Raw genomic sequence first — 17,280 nt, 5'->3', positions numbered from 1 at the left:
CATCGTGCGCCAGTTCCAAGAACGGCACGACATCGCCGGGGTGGAGATGGTGATCGCCGCCGACGCCGGCATGCTCTCCGCAACCAACCTCAAGTCTCTCGACGAGGCCGGGCTCAAGTTCATCGTCGGCTCCCGCGTCACCAAGGCTCCGGGCGATCTCGCCTCTCATTTTCATTGGAATGGAGACGTTTTCACCGACGGGCAGATCATCGACACGGTCACACCCCGGCACGCGAAGAGCACCGTCAACAACGTCCGACACCGCGCCGAGCCGGTCTGGCGCCCCGATACTCATTCGAAGTCGTGGCGGGCGGTCTGGAAGTACTCGAAACGACGCGCCGTCCGCGACAACCAAAGCCCCAAAGTCCACCCGGTTCGTCCGTGTCCACAGCCAAAGGGCGCAGCCTCGACACCGCGAGCATCGAGCGAGCCCGATCGCTGGTCGGGCTCAAGGGCTACATCCACCAACCTGCCCGCCACGATCATGGGATCGGCCGAGGTCATCGGCAAGTATCACGACCTCTGGCACGTCGAGCAGTCGTTCCGGATGTCGAAAACCGACCTGAGAGCGCGGCCGATGTTCCACCACACCCGAGAGGCGATCGACGCGCACCTCACAGTCGTGTTCACCGCACTCGCCGTCGCCCGCTACCTGCAAGACGAGACCGGGGCCTCGATCGGGCACATCGTGAAGACCTTGCGCCCGCTGCAGGAAATCAGGCTGACCATCGCAGGCCACCCGCACACCGCCACCGACCCCATCACCGCCGATGCCACGGCCATCCTCACCGACCTGAACATCCCACATTCGTAGTCAGCGTTGGCACACTAAATCTGTGCAAGTCAGGACAGATGGGGCATCGCATGTACTCCCCGGATATGACGACGACGCGACCGAGGTCGCGCTCGATGCGATCACCGACAGAGTCGTCAAATCGATCCTCGAAAGCGCCACAGCCCAGGACATCGACCAGCTGACGTCCACCATGACCTCAACACATCGCCAGATCCCACCCGAAATTGATCGGGCTCTCCTTCAGGATGCATCCGAAGCGCTCGGAGTGTACGACCTCGATCACACCACTCGGTACCGCCTGCGAGATTTGTTCTGGCTCAAGTGCGACGAGTCCAAGGCCGAATCCAGGTGAGCCTGGCACCTTTCGCTGGCACTTGCATGTTCCACGCAGTCAGCGAGGACGGAAGAATCGACACTCACTCGCCGTCGGGTGCACTGCCCGTACAGAATGCGGCAGACGCCCGTCGCCACCGGAATGGGCGTGCAGGGTGCGGCCGAGCGGGCAACCTCGGGCACCGTGTTAATAATAGACTTCCGTAGGGCCCTGAGCTGTGCTGACCACATCGCTGAGTCGCTGCAGTCACTCATCGAGCGCCTTCACGAGGGCGTCTTGGGCGTCGCTGTAGAAGAGGAACGAGACCTTCGTCGCGACCTCGTCGCTGACGTCAAGTAGCTGTCTGCGTGCGGACACCGGGAGTAACAGGGCGGTTGAGCCCTTCTCCATCGCGTGTTCGGCGAGAGCAGCCGCGTTATGGACGGTCTCTACACCGCCTCCGAGCGATAGGTTGCCAACCGCGATCAAGCCGCCACGAACGGACCGCTGGAGCATGGCCGAAGCAAGCGCGAGAAGAATCGGCAGACCGAGACCGGCCCCACTCTTCGCAGCATCGAGAGCACGAACCTGCGCGGTCAGGTTGTGCTCGCGAGGGTCACGGTCTCCCACAATGGCGCGCGCCTGAGCGACGAGATTCTGCTCGGCGACCTTGAAACTCTCGCGAAGCGGTGCCGGTGCAGCCTGGTTGAGGAGGCCTCTGGTGCCGGCGCCCGGAGTGTCGGCGGCTTCGATCCGGTAGAGGCCAGGACCAACTTCACCGCCTCCCTCGGCGATTGCCCACACCTGCCCCGGCGGCAAGGGATCCAGTCCGATGGAATCCGGGCTGGCGAGCTCCGGAGTCGAGACGAACTGCTCGACGCCCTCACCGATCCGGTAGCCGAATTGCGTGTTGCGGAACTCGGCTGCGCCGATGCGGCGTTGCTGCTCCTTCACGCGCCGGCGGCACTCGAGTGCGATCCGAACAGCCCACTCCAGGTCCTCGTCGGAGATCGACGCCTCAGCGTCCGGAGAGAGCAGTTTGAGAAGGCCGTCGACCGTCTTGTTGACAGCTGAGAGATCACGCCCTGACAGGGCGTCCGAGTAGTTGACGCGCCCTTGGATCGACGCCAGCCGCGACTGCGTCCGCAGGTGTGACCAGCACTCGGAGAGGAAGTCGCTGACGAGGCCGAAGTGATGGGTGAAGTACGAGGGGTTCAGCTTTGGGACGTCCCAGCCGGGCAGGTAGGCATGGATGCGGTCCATAAATGCGGTGTCGTCGCGCATCTCGGGCGGCAGCGGGGAGAGCAGATGGCCGATCCGCTGCTGGTGCGCGACGTCGACGTCGAAGTTGCCGACGAGCACGATCGAGCCATCTGCACGGATGGACTCGCGTCCCCGTGAGAACTCGCCGGACTCCATGTAGCCTTTCATGATGTTGACGCCGTCCTTCTGATCGAAGGAGACACCAGAGACCTCGTCGAAGCAGACGACGTCGAACTGCGCCACGAGTCCGCGCTGCCCCGTCGCATTGTTGACGAACATGCGGGCCACGGTGGCCTTGCCACCTGAGATGAGGTGGGCGTACGGCGAGACCTGCTGGAAGAGGTGCGATTTACCGGTGCCGCGGGGGCCAAGTTCAACCATGTTGAAGTTGCGCTGCACGAACGGGATCATGCGCAGCAGCAAGACGTCCTGTTCGCGGGCCGAGAGTTGTTCAGGCTCGAAACCCACGGAGCGGAGCAGGAGGTGCTTCCACTGTTCGGTCGAGAATCGGGAGCGGCCTTCGGCCAGTCGCTCCAGTGAGTCGCGGGTGGAGAGCTGGATAGGACGAAGGGACCCGATGGCGAAGGGCTTGCCGTTGCTTTCGTCCGCGATGACCGCGTCGTAGGAGAGGTCGACCTCGGCGTAGAAGCCGCCTGTCAGCATGCGCTCGTGATCGCGCACGACCGCATCGTCGATGCGGACGTCCTTGAGGCCCAGGCTGGGCAGCTCGGCGACGTAGACGTTCGACTTCGCGTCCAGGCGCGCCTTGACGAGGTCGATGAGCTTGATCGTCGTACGTTCGCGGGCGCGGGATTTGAAGAGTTCTTCTTCGCCGGCGCGAACCGTTCGATCCGAGAGTAATCGGCGGACGACTTGTAGGCCCTCTTCGATTTCTTCAGGATCGGTGGTGGCGCAGTATCGACCGATGAGGAACTCGCCGACGTAGGTCGGCACGGGGTATGCGCCCTTGAACTGCTGCGCGAGATCCTTGCGTACTACATAGCCCTCGAATGCCGACGCTGCGAGTTCGTCAATCGAATCGAGCGTGATCGTGTCGGTCATGCGGTCCCCCCTACCGTCGTATGACGTTGTGCGACGACGAGGCCATCTGCAGAGAGGAGGACGACGTAGGCCGTTGCCCCCTCGGCGGCCTCGTCTTCGTCGACGAGCACCTTGATTTCGCCGGGCTCCGAGGGCGACTTCGGGCCACCGACCGTGGTCGAGGGATCGGCGGGCGCGAGACGGACTTCCGCGCTGACGTCGGCCTCGGGAGGCTCGAAGTCGATGCGGCAGCGTTGGCCGGTCCAGCGGATGCCCTCGATCTGTGTAGGGCCGGACGTGCCCGCGCCAGCGGAGATCTCGATGACGGGAATGACGCATTCCTGAGGGCTCAAGCCGCCGTGGTCGTAGATCGTTCCCGCCTCGAAGGCCGCGGCACCCGGGGCGCTTACCATCTCGACCGAGCTGTCCCACGTCCAAGGCACGATCGGGAAGTCGGGTCGAGAAGCGCCCGCCTTCAGCCGGGCAACCCGTGGCTTGCGCGAGGCGTCGCCTTCGGTGACCGCGAGCGGCAGATTCACCTTGAAGGCTGCCGCGGCGGGCATCAAGAAGCCGTGGTCGGTTACCACCACCACGCGCCGCCATCCGGCTGCTAGGAGGCCCTGAACGCGTTCCGCCACGAGGTCGAGCTGTTGGTCGAGCATGTCGGCAAGGGCATGGCCATGATCGTGACCAAGCGCGTCAATCGTGTTGGTCTGCGTCCACCCGATCTTGTTGATGTCGCCGCTCTCGGCCGCCTTCCAGTCGAGGTACTGCACCCCGGCCTCCGACATGGCCGACCGGAAGACCTGGCCCTTCACCGAGCGCCCTTCAGAATCCGCCGCGTCGAACGCTGGCCCAGCACCGAAACTGGCCGCCACGGGTGCAACGGCAGGTTGTCCGGTCGGGGTCACCGTGGGGAACGCCGCGAGCCTCGGCGAAACTGAAACCTCGAACGATGCCAGACGTTTGGCAAGTCGCTGTGCGAGGTCGAAGCGTAGTGCGTCAACGAAGACGACGCATGTACCGGCGGGGACGTCGAGTCCGGTCTCGCCTGGGTATCCAGCCACCGCTGCCGCCTGGAAGGTGCGCGCTGTCGCCTCGACCCACGTCCCGTAGATTCCCTTGAGTGCCTTGCACACGGCGTCGCGATCCGATGCTGTCGTCGCCGCAGCGATGGCACGCAACGCCAGGTCATCGACCTTGTAACCCTCGGCCGAGTACCACACTGTCTGCGCCTTCACGTCGCCGGCGGGCGCAGGCGTCATCGACAACTCGGCCAACTCCGCGAGGTATCCCGTCGCCCGGGCCAACGGCGCCTGCTCGAGCTCCGCCCAGACACTCTCTTCTCGCCGCAGATGCGCGGCAGCGAGTTCGCTGACCACTGTGCGAACCTGGCCGAGGTCGTTCTGTTTGTCCAGGTCTGCGAGTCCTTTGCGAAGTTGGTCCTCCTGTTCCTGGTTCCACGATGGCCACGAGTCAGGGTGTGGGTCCGTGCTACCGAAGAGGTCGCCATCCGGACGAGCCTTGTCCAAGACGGCTGGAAGGCTCGGATAGCGACGCGGATTGTCGGCGAAACGAGCCCATACATCACCCCAGGCGCCCTCGCGAGCGCCGAGACGCGCGGCAGCGGTGAGCTGTCCGTCTTTCGCGGGATCGAATCCGTAGGTCGAATGGCACGCCGCGACGAAGGCTTTCCAGCGAGCGCCTTCAAGTGCCTGCTGCGTGCCCTCCGGGTCGTCGAGCCACTCCAGGAGGACGCGAACACTGTCCGTCATCACAAGCGAGTGCAGGCGCGATGCATCGAGACGCCCCATGCGGCGCAGTTCATCGACGTCCTCTGCGAGGAGACGGTCAAGCACACTCGTCAGCGCAGACTTGGTCTTGGCGTCGCCTGCCATGTCGAGGCCGGCTCCGTTCTTCGAGCCCAGGAATGAATGCGGCGTCCACGCGGCATGGCTGTGCGCTGACGGCCACCAGTTCGAGCGAAGTACCGCCTCCGCGAGAGGTGACACGGCGGGATCGAGAGCTGTGACGTCGGACAATGAGCTTCGGCTGTGCCCGGGAAGGTAGATCACCCAAGGGTTTTGATCGTTGTGTGCGGCCAGATGTGGGGGGAGTTCGACTGACTCGGATGCGGACAGTACTGCTCGAATCCAAATCGCAGGCCCCTGCGCCTTGGCCGAGTCGTATTCGCCGAGTACGAGGATCGGTGCAGCTTCTTGTAGGAGGCTGATCACCGACTCCCACGCACGGTCCGGGTCAGGCCAGAAGACGGCCGCCGGCGGGATGCTGGATTCTGCGTTGTACTCGGCGGTCTCACGGAGTGCGTGCGCGACGACAGCTCGAACATCGCTCACGGCTTCACCCCAGCCTGCCGCCGCGCCTGCCGACGCTCCTCCAAAGTCGGGTGGAGGTCGTTGATGCGCTCCGAACCGTCAGCGTTCTTGCCCCGGTCCTTCTTCCAGTGGACGTTGACTTTGGACCGCAACACCCCTGCCGTCACGAAGGGGCGGACGTTGAGCCGCACGCCGTCGACGAGATCGGGATTCCACCCAATCGGCTGCTCGTGCAACTCCTTCCAGCGGACATAGACGTCGTGCGGCGGCGCGCCGTCGAGGATCAACTTGAGTTTCTCCTGCAGGGTCTCCGCCGCTGCGAGGCGCGTGTCGGCGCCGGCGCGACCAGCAGCGGCCTCGTGCTTCTGCCGCTCGATCCACGCGCCGAGCGAGGTGAAGGTGAGCTTTTCTAAGGTGCGGTGGTCGAGCCGGTGGTAGTTGACCACTGCCGAGAAGCCGTCCTTGCGACCATCCCAGATGTGCCACAGGAAGGGACGGTTGTCGAAGACCTTGACATGTTGCGTGAAGAAGGTGTCCCGAAGCCAGTCCTCCAGGCGCCCGTTCTTCCCCCCGGCTTCGCTGACCAGCGTCCGCTCAAGCGCACTCGACCACCTGACTCCGAACGCAGCAGCAAGAAGTTCGCGTAAGCGAGTGGCGAGGTCGGGCTCCCCGGGAAGCGACTGTAAAGCGGCAATGCCGTCACTGTCAGCGAACTGGTCGATCTCATCGGGCTTTTCATCGGGCCAGCGGTAGCCGAGCAAACGCGCAACAGCGACTTGGAGCGGCTGGCTCGAGTGAGGAAGCTCGCCATCGAAGAGCCACTGAGTCGGGTCGATCGAGGAGGGCGTTGGCAATGGCCCGGCCGCGGCAGCCTCGGCTGCCCAGCGTTCTCGATCGAACCGCACCTTGACTAAAGTCGCGTTCGTAACATTGAGTTTTGAGTCCACTTCACGAATGTCTCGGACGTACTCATCACTCGAAAGATACGCCCAAAGGGCCGGCAGATCTGCGGCGTCGTGCGGGAACACAACCGCGGTGTTCATGTCGAAAATCTCGCCGGTGTAGCGCGTGACAGGTAGCGCCCCCATTTGTGATACGGCAACCCCTGGTTTCCCCCATGCTGCAGACCCCTTGATTCCTGCGCGTTCGCTCGGAACCCAGCCACCACCAAGTTCCCACCAGATGACCTGGTCCCGTCCACTGAACGGAGCTGTTTGGCCGACTGAACTTTGCAGCAACCGAAAGTGCTCGTGAGGAAGAGGAATTTCCCACATCTTCCGGATGTACTGAGGGTTGTCACCCGTCGCGATCCCTTGAACAGACTTCGCAACAGCCGAAAGGAGAGCGGAGCCGTCGATGGCTTTCATCGCGACCCGATGATCAGGGTTTGCGATCTGGCTGTCGGCCGACACTTCAGTCAGCGGCTTGCCGGCGAGCAAGGCACCGACCTCAGCGGGCGTGTCGCCCGAGGAAGCGTCTACAGCGACGATCGTGCGAGCAGAACTTGCACTCGAAACAACCAAGTCCGTATGAAAATCCCACATGCTTGTCGTGAAACCGTCGACGCCGAGCGCAGCGACCAGATGCCGTTCATTCTCAATGAGCATTTCTTTGCGCAGCCCAGCGTACGAGACCTGGAAGCGCCAGTTTTGCGGCACAACGAACGCGCGACTCGATCCGCTCCAGCGTCGCCACATTGAGTAGGCGAGGTTTCCACTCGCTGCACTATCACTCTCCTTTGTGTAGTCCTTCAGACTATCGGCTTGACGGCTTGCGGAGAGGAAGGGCGGGTTTGTCGCTGCGAGTACATATGCACGTCCTAGGAGACCAGCCGAGTGCACAACATCGTCCGCGGCCTGACCCAGGATCGAGCCAATTCGCTGTTCACTTCCGATCGCCTTCGCAAGGAGGCTGCGGACCTCATCCCACGCGACCCCAATGCTTAGGTCTCGACCGAACAGACCACCATCTCGATTCACCGCTGGCTGTGGGTTAACTAGCGATCCGAGAGAATCAGCCTCACGGAAAAGGCCATGAAGGTGGGTCATGACTTTCCGCAGCTCATCATCATCGCCTGCGAGTGCTTCCCACTCCGAACGCGTACCTCGAACCGGCACTCCCGAGCAGGCGATCTGCGGCGCAGGAAGATCTCGGAATCCTCCCTGCTTCCATGCTTCCAGCGCCACGTTGAAGGTGGCAATCTGGGTGCATCGGTGATCCAGCTCGAGACCGTGGAGGTTGTCGCGCAGCACGGCATCCTGTGCACCCGCCGGGGACAAGCCCTCCTCCTCGGCTCGCATCCGCCAGAGCATCCCGAACATCGCGATGAGAAAGTGGCCGGAGCCGCAGCACGGGTCCATGACCGTGACCTCCGCCGCGGTTGCGGGCCACTCCTCGAAAGTCCCGGAGGCAGGAGCACCATCACCGAGTCGGCGCAGGTACTCCCAGGAGTCGACCAGTGGAGAATCCGGATGACGAGCGGCCCACCACGCACCGAGCGAGTTCTCCAGCAGGAAGCGGACCATGTAGTTCTCGGTGAACAACTGTGTGACGGGCGACAGGTCCGCTCCGCTGATCCTGATACCGGAGTCGGTGACCCGCTTCTTCTCTGCGGTCTGCCAGAACTGGTAGACCCAGCCAAGAGCGTCCTCGGTGACGAATACCTCCGGCGGAAGGCTGAGGAGGATCTTCTCCAGTTCGAGGCGGTGCTCGGTCGCAAAGCGCACTTGGACAGCCGGGTCGTCTAGCCGGAAGACACCCGGAAGAATCTCCGAGGCGAATCGAGCTGCCACAGACCAGCTGTCGGGTTCGCCCAGGTCGTCGGCGAGATCCGCACAGTCGTCGAAGGTCAAAGAGGTGTCGCGAAACTCGGGATGGCGAAGCAGTCCGTTGACTTCGAGGAACCGTGCGAAGAGCAACCGGTGCCACTGCTCGTAGGCAACCTCACGCACCAGGTTGGTTAGGTCGGCACCGCTGGGTGAGGTGTCGTCACCGAGCTGGCGTGCCTTCTCCCGAAGAGCAAGGCGAAGGGAGTTGTCATCGTCGCTCAGATACGCCGGGCGACTCGGCTCGGCCACCGCAAGCGCGAGCAAGACATCGGCAGCGGCCTGCTCAGCTGCGGTTCGGGCTTGTTGCACAGCGCGGTCAAGGTGGTTCCGTTGGCCGCTGTTAAGAACTTCGACGCCCATCAACCCTTCACCACCACTGTGTCGTGTTCGGAAAGTGCCTCGGTCAGCTTCGACCGAAGGCCCGAGAGATACGTTTCGACGTCCTCGGCGCTGCTGATCGTGGCTGTGGGCAAGGCGACGGTGCCCGCCTTCGGCGCCGTCAGCCGAACCGCGGCCTCCAGCACCTTCGCAGCCCGAGCCGGCACCGCATCGAGAACGGCATCCCACGACGCCAACGGCCTCTGTTGGACTGCCTTCAGGACTGCATCCGTATCGCCCAACTCAGGCTTGTCCTCTGGGGCCAGGCTGTGCTCGTTCAGGAGCTGCTGCTGCCTGTCGGAGTCAAGGGCAACCCATGCTGACTGATGCCCCAACCCATCGACAGCGGCCAGCCGAGCTTGCTCCACAGCCTCAGCCGCCCGGCTCACCGATTCGCGCACGGCACTTGCGAGGTCGGTTGCGATCGGACTGATCTGGTCCGTGTCCGAGAGGAGTTCGCGCGTCTGCTCGAATGCCTCCAACCGCGTTCGAGTTGCGGTGGCACTACCGAGGTTCGTAGCGGCACTCGACAGTGCGTGGGCCGTTGCCAGAGCATTGAGTCTGGACGGGCGCCGCTTCTCGAGCGCGTCGAGGCGATCCGCGAAGTCGGTCAGCTCGTTCTTCGCTGCCAGGAGGGCATGAACGCGGTCGTTGCCAGACGCGCTTTTGACCTGCACGATGCTGGCTGGAAATGCAATGTCGGGAAGGGGTGCAGGACCGCCGATCGAATCAGCCCGCTGAGCGAGCCCGCTGACGGCCTGCTCGGCACCGGGGACAAGCGAATCGTTGTCCGCGGTCACGCCGAGCTTGCCTAGCAGGCTCCGAGCGGCGATCTTCTCGGCAGCCTTCAAGACCGTGGACTCGCGCCTCAAATTCACGGTGCCGAGACGGGCCAGAGAGAGAACCTGGCTTGTCGACGCGTCGGACCCGTTGATCGCGGCTCGGACGAGTCCGTTGTCGAGCAGCACACCGATCGCTCCCACGAGGGCATCACGCGGCCACCCGAATTGAGCAGACAGAACCGCCTTTTCCACTTCGCTCGCTGGAGTGCCGGCACCACCGATCCGGCCGAGGATCTCCTTGACCACGGGATGCTGCTCGGGACTGGCCTCGTACCCGACCGCCTTGAGCGCGTCCGCACCGGAGCCCTTCTTGATCCGGTCGATCACTTGGTTCCATCGAGCGTCATCGGCTACGTCGAACTTGCTGAAGAGGCGCGTGGCTGCTGACTGAGCGCCGTTCTCGATGCGGTCTCGCAACACTGTCCCCGTCGGCGCAGAACCTCCGCCGAGCTGAACACCCGCCTTGGACAAGACGTCCCGGATGTGGTCGCTGACCCGTCCCTGGGCACGCGAGAGCCGAGACTCCATCGCTCGCCTTGCCTGCCTACCTTCATCGTCCTGCGGGATTCCCTGCTGATCGAGGGTGCGCTGTGCAGCCATCTGGTTGCGCAACGCCGCGGTGAACGCCTGGGCTTGAACTCTCGGGAGGTGTACGAGGACGACTGGCGAATCAGAGCCGAGACCCCGTGCCAGATCCTCGAACTGCTTGGCCGTTGTGCCGTCGTCCCACTCCGAACGGAGCCACACCGGGATCGTGTCGGAGGCGGCCGGCGGTGAGCTGTCGGTGTGCAGGCCGAGTTTTCGCGCGACCTTCGCCTTGCCTTGTGGGACGGAGACCGGCAACGCCTTCTCGACTTCTCCGCGCATTCTGGTGTCGCGCTCAGTGCTGATCTCGCTGTCGGTGAGCTGAGCGGAGTGCCTTCGGAATGCCTCGTCCCACATCCGGCCGGCAGCCGTCTGAAGTCGGTACTCGTCACCATCCTGCTGGAGGATGCCCGCTTCGGTCAGGGCAGCCAGTACCTCAGGGATCTCCTGGCGAAGAGCGGTTCCGTCGTTGGCCAGATCCTCGACGAGCAGGTCGACCAGATGGTCAACCGTGGCGCGGACGCCGATATCACCGGGAGGAGTGGTCGGCAGCAGGCTGATCAGGTGAATTAGCCCGAGGATCCGGCCTCGCAGTGGCTCTTTCTGCCCCTGCTCGTGAATCAAGCGCTGGGTCTCCTTGAGCAGCAGTCCGGCACCGTTGAGGTCCTCGTGTTTCGCCGAATACAGGTAGTCGGCACCGACGACAGTTCCGACAGGCTTGTTGGCAACCAGCCGGTTGGCGTCGTGCACGATGCGAAGCTGTGACCGCAGTTGTCCGGCTCGACCCGCGTCGGCCTGGCGCAGGACGCCCTCCCAGAACCGTCGGCGACTGGGGAGCAACGGGTAATCCTCGGGCAGATCCTTGTCATCCTGAGCCGTGTGCTGAACCTTACTGCCAACAAGCTGGCGAGAGATCTGGCCGGCAACATCGGCGAGCGTCTTCTCGAGCGTTGAGCGCTCGGCGGGCTCCTTGTTGAGAAGAACTCGGCGGACGACAGCGTCAACGTCCTGGTTCTTCAACACGACCTTGACCGTGAAGCGATCCTGAATCTTCTGCAGGGTGGCGTCGGCGGTGAGTTCCTGCTGACCGGTCGCCACGAGAAGGACTCGGCCTTCAAGTTCCCGGGAGACCGACTCAACGAGGTTTTGCACCTCCATCGCGCGGCCGCCATCTCCGCTGATGTACTGTTGGACCTCATCCAGAACGATCAACGTCGGAGGGATTGCCCCGCCACCAACGTGCTGGAGAACCTTGCGGAGAAGAGTGATCGTCCCGTCCATGTTCGGGGTCGACTCGGGTGGGAACTGGCTGCGCAGAGCCTTCCTGACCTCCGCGCCGCTCGAAGCGAAGCTCGGATCGACAGCAAGAATGGCATCCGCAAGTCGGGTGCTGAGGTTGTACTCGCTGAGCTCCTCGATGAAATCCGCACCGTTCGCCTCGACGTGAGCGCGCACGGCGTCCAGATCGCCCTTGCCTGCCAGCCAGAGCGCGACCTGCGCTGGCTCGACGCGGGTGGGAAGACAAGCCGCCCCAAGCACAATGGCAAGAAAGACCGCATTGAGCGTGTCGCCGCTCCGATCGAGCGCACCAGCGGCCGACCACGGGGCGACACCGTCGCGCTTGCCGACCGTGGAGAGTTCGACGAGCTGGTCCTTGATGCCCTGTGGCGGGCTGGCCAGCCCGCGGGCAGACGCGCCGGACGGGAGAGCGGTGTCAGCCCACAGGTGTTGGAGTACCCGCACCAAGTGCGACTTGCCGCTGCCGTAGAAGCCGGACACCCAGACCGCCGGCTGGGTCGTGCTACTCCGGTGACGAAGATAGGAGTCGAGGATGCGCTCGAGGCCGTGTTCGTACTCTCCTTCGCACACAAAGCTCGTGAGTTCGTAGTCCAGGACCTTCCACTGGTTCGAGTCGTCCGGCCGGTCAACGTTCGTCACACCGTCGTTCGGGATCTCGAAGTCTAGCGGCCGGCGGGTGAAGAGTTCGTTGTTGATGGTCACGCGATGTCCTTCTGCGGGTCGATAACGCGAGCGCGGTAGTTGAAACCATCCCGAGCATCCAGCAAACGGAATGAGTGGGTCTCGGGATCGTGAAGGCCAGGGAACAAGACGAGAAGCCGCCCGCTCACTTTGTCGTCGATTGCTTTGATCACGCTCGACGCACGAAGGAAGGGGAAGATTGATCCGATCCCTACGAGTGCCACCACGTTGCCTTCAGGTGCGGCGGACAGTTGCTCACGAATATTCTTGACGAGTTCTGTTTCGAACTTGTCGATAATCGAGGGAGTGAGGTCACTGGGTTCCTCGAAGAAGGCCTCGGCATGCCGATGTGAAGCGAGCCAGCGGCCGAGCTCATCGGTGATGTCGATAAGGGTCCAGTCATGACCCCCTTGGCCTGTGACCAGCTCCAGGCGCGGGAGGGCTGCGCGCATGGCACGCTCCATGTCCGGCGGATAGACGAGCATCCATACGCGTTCCCCGCCGGAGAGTCCTGAGCGCCACGGGAGGCTCAGCTCCCCGGCATAAGCATCCACGAGGTCCGATACCCGACTCATCAGCGGGTCCCGTCGATGATCGGAAAACTGACGTCGACCACGTTGCCCGCGACAAGGAGATCGACGAGTCCCTGGGTATGGGCGGTGCGCAGAGCATCAAGAGCCCCTCCGCCCCGAAGATCGAGCAAGGCTGACCAGGGAGTATCCAGAACACCGATGCCGCGGTTGGCCGCCAGATGTCCGAGGTAGGCAGCGAAGGCAATAGCGGCCGGGAACGATTCGACCGTCTGGCGGACTTTCTTCGTTCGTCCGGCGAGATGACCTGTCTGGGTCCAGCAAGCGCCCGTGTTCCGCCCCGTCTTGCCGAGCGTCGACTCGGAGAGGCCAGCACCATAGACGGCGGTCACGGCCTTCGTGAGGTCGTCGGAGGTGACGATCGTCCCCGGGGGTGCCTGCTGGATAGCCGGGAATGAGGCGCGGAGGATGCCGTCCCTCGTGAAGGCCAAGATGCCGGCCATGAGGGGCTGGGCTGCGGCGTCAACATCCCAGAGTCGTCGCAGCGCCGCGAATTCCGGCCGTAAGGGATCAAGGAAGTAGAGTTCGCGCAGATGGCGGAACGAGCGTTGACGCCCAGCCTGCGTAGGTCGGCCGAGCACGTTGTCGTCGACGACTGCCTCGCGGTAGCCCCCCTGGGGTGCGTCTGCCGGCACTGCTCGAAGCAACTCGATGAGGTGCGGGACAGCGATAGTATGGCTCGCCGTGGTGCGCAACGACCCCAGGGCAAGCTGTCCTCCCGGGGCATCCGAAACAGGCATCCTTCGACCAACTCCCACGTGTAACCAGATCACTCCTGTACGCAGGAATGAGAACTCGGAGACGGGCTGAGCCCCGAACTGAACAATAGTGGAATGTCCTGATATCGGCTGCCAGGAGGCCCGGTGTTTCGCATGCAAACTGCCAGCCCCAACCGGACTGAATGCCGCCGCAGGAAATCCGCCGAGCGAAGGCATGCCAGGGTTCACATGCCCTCGCCCCCTTTCCAACACCACCACAAGTCCGATAGTTCGACCACAACCACAAAGGTCACGAACTCGATAGAGTCCGTGATCTTTGTGTCGCAGTTCGTGGAACTACATGTGTTGGGCTGTTTGCGAAACCGTGTGACCACCACTTGATCCGTGACCTTAGCTGGCGCCGTCCCACGTACACCTGAACGCCGTCCCATAGTTGATACCTCAATACACCGTGCGCTCGACTGTGCCAGCCACAATGCCACGTCTGCGTCCGCGCAGGTGACCGATAACGAGACGGCCCCGTTGAACGTGAAGACGGGACAAACACGGCGTCCGCTGCCCACCGGGCTCGGCGACGCCGGCGCCCACGCCTCGGACGAGCTGATCGAGGACCACGCAATCCCGTGGTTCGAACCGATCTTGGATGCCGCGGTCGATGTGATCGAACGCGAATCGATCCGCATCGCCTTCGTCGACGCCCTGCAGTACCTTCCGGCGCGACATCGCCAGAATCCTTCTTCCCCGAACGCAATACGACTACACGGCCGCGGCGGCCTTCAGTCCACGCATCAAGGTGCGCCGCACCCGTGCAACGTCTGCCGGTCTATCGATCCCGACACACCCGACCACCTGGCCGTCGCGCATACACGTCACCAACCCTTCACCGTCGTCGACTTCGTCCGCATTCGCGGTATCGCCGACGATCTGTATGCGCCGACCATGCCAGGTCGACCACGCGAACAGGACAGCGTTGAAGCGTTCCCGGGTGGCATCTCCGTCTGCGATATGGCCCGCAGCGTTCGCGCCCGCGATCCGGCCCTGGTCGGCGGCGGCCATCCAGTGCTGGCCGTGGGCCCCGGCAACCGCTGCGACGTCCCCGGCGGCAAACACCCCAGGCGCCGTGGTGGCGAGTTCACGATCGCACTGCACTGCACCGGACACGGGATCGAGCGCAATTCCGGCACCCGGCCCGGTGCGCAACCACGAGGTGTCCGGCACCGAACCGACACCGACGAACACGGCATCCGCCGGCAGTTCGCGTCCGTCCGCGAGATGAACTGCACACAGGCGCCCCTCCTCGAATTGCGGGGCTGTGGCCGCGACGCCGCAGAGGATGGGGACGTCCGCGTCGGCGTGCACACGCGATAGCTGCGCTCCCGCTACAGGCCCGACTGCACGCGCCAACGGCTGCGGTGCCGCTTCGACGATCGTGACATCGATTCCTCGGGCGCGAGCGGCAGATGCGACCTCGGAGCCGATGAAGCCACTGCCGAGCACAACGAGGGTCCGTACCGTCTCCAATGCACGACGCACGGCCAGGGCATCGGTGTAGCTACGCAAGGTGAGCACGTCGGTGTCGTATGCGAAGCCGGGAAGGTTCCGCGCTCGCGCACCGGTGGCGATGACCAGTGCGTCATAGCCCACCGGTCCGGCGACAGTGTGCACAACACGGTTTGCAACGTCCAACCCGGTCGCCGCGGACCCGGTCCGCAGATCGGCATCCAAAGATGCGAGGGCCTGGTGGTCGCGCAGGGACGGCAACTCGGTCGACCCCTCGACCTCCAGCAAAGTCTTCGACAATGGTGGCCGGTCGTAGGGCGCGTGCGATTCCACCCCGAGGACGGTCAAGGGTCCCGTATGTCCTGCGGCGCGGGCACTTTCGGCGGCACGGATGCCGGCCAGTCCGGTACCGAGTACCACCAGGTGCCCGGTACCGGCAGACGCAGCGGGTGGGCGCCAAGTCACCGAAGAATCCATCGTTCATCCCTCCAAGCGAAGTGCGGCGACGGGGCACGATGCCACCGCGGCAGAGACAACGGCCCGATCGGACTCGGGCACCTCGCCCTTCTGGACCTCGACGAATCCGTCGTCCCCGACCATGAAGTACTCGTCGGCCTGGGCTTCGCACATTCCGATGCCGTCGCACAGTGCGTGATCTGCGTGGATGTGACTCATAGCGTGGACTCCTCCAATGCGATGAAATCGACCTTGTCGCGGACCCCACAGTCCGGGCAGGTCCAGTTGTCGGGGATCTGCGACCACGGGGTTCCGGCCGGGAAGCCTTCCGCTTCGTTGCCGACCGCAACCTCGTAGACGTACGCGCAACCGGGGCAGCGTGCCGCCGCGACCTGGTCGCCGGTGTTCTGGCGTGCGGTGTCGGTACCGAAACTGCTCGGTTCTTCGGCGTCGACGGGCAGCGGGTAACGGCGGACCAACTTGTCGAACTTGCCCGGGGCGACGTTCGCCAACCGGATGTCGCCGTCGTAGTGCGCGACCACCTTCGGGTCCATCACCCGTTTCCATACCGGCGGAATCAATGCGATGAGGATCATCCCGGCGTACCCGGTGGGCAGTACCGGCGACTCCTCGTAGTCACGCAGTGTCTGGTAGCGCCGTGTGGGGTTGGCATGGTGGTCGCTGTGCCGCTGCAGGTGGTAGAGCAGAACGTTGGTGGCGATGTTGTTGGCGTTCCAGGAGTGCTCGGGCAGCACCCGCTCGTAGCGCACCCGCTTACCCTTGCTCACCTTGCGGCGCTTCATCCCGTAATGCTCGAGGTAGTTGACGACCTCGAGTAGCGAAAAGCCCACCACCGCCTGCAGGATCAGGAACGGCAGTATGCCGATACCCAGCCAGATCAGCAGCGCGCCCCACAACACGGCCGTCATCAACCAGGCGTTGAGTACGTCGTTACCGAGACGGAACGGGTGCATGTCCTTGCGGCGGTACCGGTTCCGTTCGAGGTTCCACGCGGACCGCAGCGAGCCCCACACGGTGCGCGGCCAAAAGCGGTAGAAACTCTCACCCAAACGTGAGGACGCCGGGTCCTCCGGGGTCGACACCCGCACGTGGTGGCCGCGGTTGTGCTCGATGTAGAAGTGCCCGTACGCGGTCTGCGACAGCGCGATCTTCGACAGCCAACGTTCGTGCGCCTCGCGTTTGTGGCCGAGTTCGTGGGCGGTGTTGATGCCGATGCCACCGACCATGCCGATGGAGATGGCCAGACCGACCTGCGCCATCACCGGCCAACCCTGTGTGGCGATGAGGTACATCGCCAGTACGAACGCGGCGAGCTGCAACGGCAGGAACGCGAAGGTGAGATAGCGGTAGTAGCGATCCTTTTCCAGCGCTTCGATGACATCGTCGGGCGGGTTCGACGTGTCCAAGCCGGTCAGGAGGTCGATCGCTGGGACGATAACGAAGATCACGATCGGTCCGGTCCACAAGAACGCTGTCCACCCGGTCAAGGTGAACATGCCGATGGCGACGAACGCCAGCGACGGTATGACCAGGCCGATCAACCACAGGTAGCGTTTCTTGTCCCGCCACCGCTCGGTGCTCTCGGCGGCGACGGTGCCGCTGGCGGACAGGTCGGGCGATGTCATGGCTCCT

The 17,280-nt window shown here is 63.8% G+C and carries 12 protein-coding genes; 2 read left to right on the top strand and 10 right to left on the bottom strand.

Features of this window, described 5'->3' with window-relative positions; genetic code table 11:
- Together ACZI8Q_RS17195 and ACZI8Q_RS17190 are read left to right on the top strand one after the other, a co-directional pair.
- Window positions 1-814: IS1634 family transposase (locus ACZI8Q_RS17195; RefSeq protein ID WP_463374779.1), on the top strand; the 814-nt coding region annotated here is incomplete at its 5' end.
- Window positions 815-836: 22 nt separating this feature from the next.
- Window positions 837-1,148 (top strand): hypothetical protein, encoded by a 312-nt coding sequence (locus ACZI8Q_RS17190; protein ID WP_463374778.1) that lies wholly within the window; start codon window positions 837-839, stop codon window positions 1,146-1,148.
- Window positions 1,149-1,376: 228 nt separating this feature from the next.
- Here ACZI8Q_RS17190 and brxL read toward each other — a convergent pair whose 3' ends face one another.
- From brxL to ACZI8Q_RS17140, 10 genes are all read right to left on the bottom strand, one after another.
- Window positions 1,377-3,434 (bottom strand): protease Lon-related BREX system protein BrxL, encoded by a 2,058-nt coding sequence (gene brxL / locus ACZI8Q_RS17185; RefSeq protein ID WP_463374777.1) that lies wholly within the window; start codon window positions 3,432-3,434, stop codon window positions 1,377-1,379.
- Window positions 3,431-5,770, bottom strand: coding sequence for a BREX-1 system phosphatase PglZ type B (pglZ, locus tag ACZI8Q_RS17180; RefSeq protein WP_463374776.1), 2,340 nt, complete (start codon window positions 5,768-5,770; stop codon window positions 3,431-3,433). Before pglZ ends, brxL begins: the two co-directional genes overlap by 4 nt.
- Complete coding sequence (locus ACZI8Q_RS17175) at window positions 5,767-8,937, bottom strand: BREX-1 system adenine-specific DNA-methyltransferase PglX (protein WP_463374775.1); 3,171 nt, start codon at window positions 8,935-8,937, stop codon at window positions 5,767-5,769. Before ACZI8Q_RS17175 ends, pglZ begins: the two co-directional genes overlap by 4 nt.
- Complete coding sequence (brxC, locus tag ACZI8Q_RS17170; protein ID WP_463374774.1) at window positions 8,937-12,383, bottom strand: BREX system P-loop protein BrxC; 3,447 nt, start codon at window positions 12,381-12,383, stop codon at window positions 8,937-8,939. Before brxC ends, ACZI8Q_RS17175 begins: the two co-directional genes overlap by 1 nt.
- Entirely contained in the window at window positions 12,380-12,847 is a 468-nt protein-coding gene (locus tag ACZI8Q_RS17165) for a BREX protein BrxB domain-containing protein (RefSeq protein ID WP_463374773.1), read from the bottom strand. The genes brxC and ACZI8Q_RS17165 overlap by 4 nt, the downstream gene beginning before the upstream one ends.
- An 89-nt stretch (window positions 12,848-12,936) precedes the next feature.
- On the bottom strand, window positions 12,937-13,692 hold the full coding sequence (locus ACZI8Q_RS17160) for a hypothetical protein (RefSeq protein WP_463374772.1): 756 nt from the start codon (window positions 13,690-13,692) through the stop codon (window positions 12,937-12,939).
- A 420-nt stretch (window positions 13,693-14,112) separates the two neighbouring features.
- Window positions 14,113-14,394, bottom strand: coding sequence for a hypothetical protein (locus ACZI8Q_RS17155; protein ID WP_463374771.1), 282 nt, complete (start codon window positions 14,392-14,394; stop codon window positions 14,113-14,115).
- A 33-nt stretch (window positions 14,395-14,427) separates the two neighbouring features.
- Window positions 14,428-15,648 carry an NAD(P)/FAD-dependent oxidoreductase gene (locus ACZI8Q_RS17150; RefSeq protein WP_463374770.1) on the bottom strand — a complete coding sequence of 407 codons (1,221 nt, stop codon included), beginning with the start codon at window positions 15,646-15,648 and terminating at the stop codon, window positions 14,428-14,430.
- A gap of 3 nt (window positions 15,649-15,651) precedes the next feature.
- Window positions 15,652-15,846 carry a ferredoxin gene (locus ACZI8Q_RS17145; RefSeq protein ID WP_463374769.1) on the bottom strand — a complete coding sequence of 65 codons (195 nt, stop codon included), beginning with the start codon at window positions 15,844-15,846 and terminating at the stop codon, window positions 15,652-15,654.
- Window positions 15,843-17,273 carry a fatty acid desaturase gene (locus tag ACZI8Q_RS17140; RefSeq protein ID WP_463374768.1) on the bottom strand — a complete coding sequence of 477 codons (1,431 nt, stop codon included), beginning with the start codon at window positions 17,271-17,273 and terminating at the stop codon, window positions 15,843-15,845. Before ACZI8Q_RS17140 ends, ACZI8Q_RS17145 begins: the two co-directional genes overlap by 4 nt.
- Window positions 17,274-17,280 lie beyond the last annotated feature (7 nt).

The organism is Rhodococcus quanlei (genome assembly GCF_055231015.1).
The sequence above is the reverse complement of the archived record's forward strand: the minus strand, read 5'-3'. Positions and strand labels throughout refer to the sequence as shown.

What these genes read in the sequence shown, in the direction of transcription:
- ACZI8Q_RS17155 (WP_463374771.1), bottom strand. Translation starts at nt 14,394, where the DNA reads ATGTCGCGCCGGAAGGTACTGCAGGGCGTCGACGAAGGCGATGCGGAT.
- ACZI8Q_RS17145 (WP_463374769.1), bottom strand. Translation starts at nt 15,846, where the DNA reads ATGAGTCACATCCACGCAGATCACGCACTGTGCGACGGCATCGGAATG.
- ACZI8Q_RS17150 (WP_463374770.1), bottom strand. Translation starts at nt 15,648, where the DNA reads ATGGATTCTTCGGTGACTTGGCGCCCACCCGCTGCGTCTGCCGGTACC.
- ACZI8Q_RS17160 (WP_463374772.1), bottom strand. Translation starts at nt 13,692, where the DNA reads ATGCCTGTTTCGGATGCCCCGGGAGGACAGCTTGCCCTGGGGTCGTTG.
- brxL (WP_463374777.1), bottom strand. Translation starts at nt 3,434, where the DNA reads ATGACCGACACGATCACGCTCGATTCGATTGACGAACTCGCAGCGTCG.
- ACZI8Q_RS17175 (WP_463374775.1), bottom strand. Translation starts at nt 8,937, where the DNA reads ATGGGCGTCGAAGTTCTTAACAGCGGCCAACGGAACCACCTTGACCGC.
- ACZI8Q_RS17140 (WP_463374768.1), bottom strand. Translation starts at nt 17,273, where the DNA reads ATGACATCGCCCGACCTGTCCGCCAGCGGCACCGTCGCCGCCGAGAGC.
- ACZI8Q_RS17165 (WP_463374773.1), bottom strand. Translation starts at nt 12,847, where the DNA reads ATGCTCGTCTATCCGCCGGACATGGAGCGTGCCATGCGCGCAGCCCTC.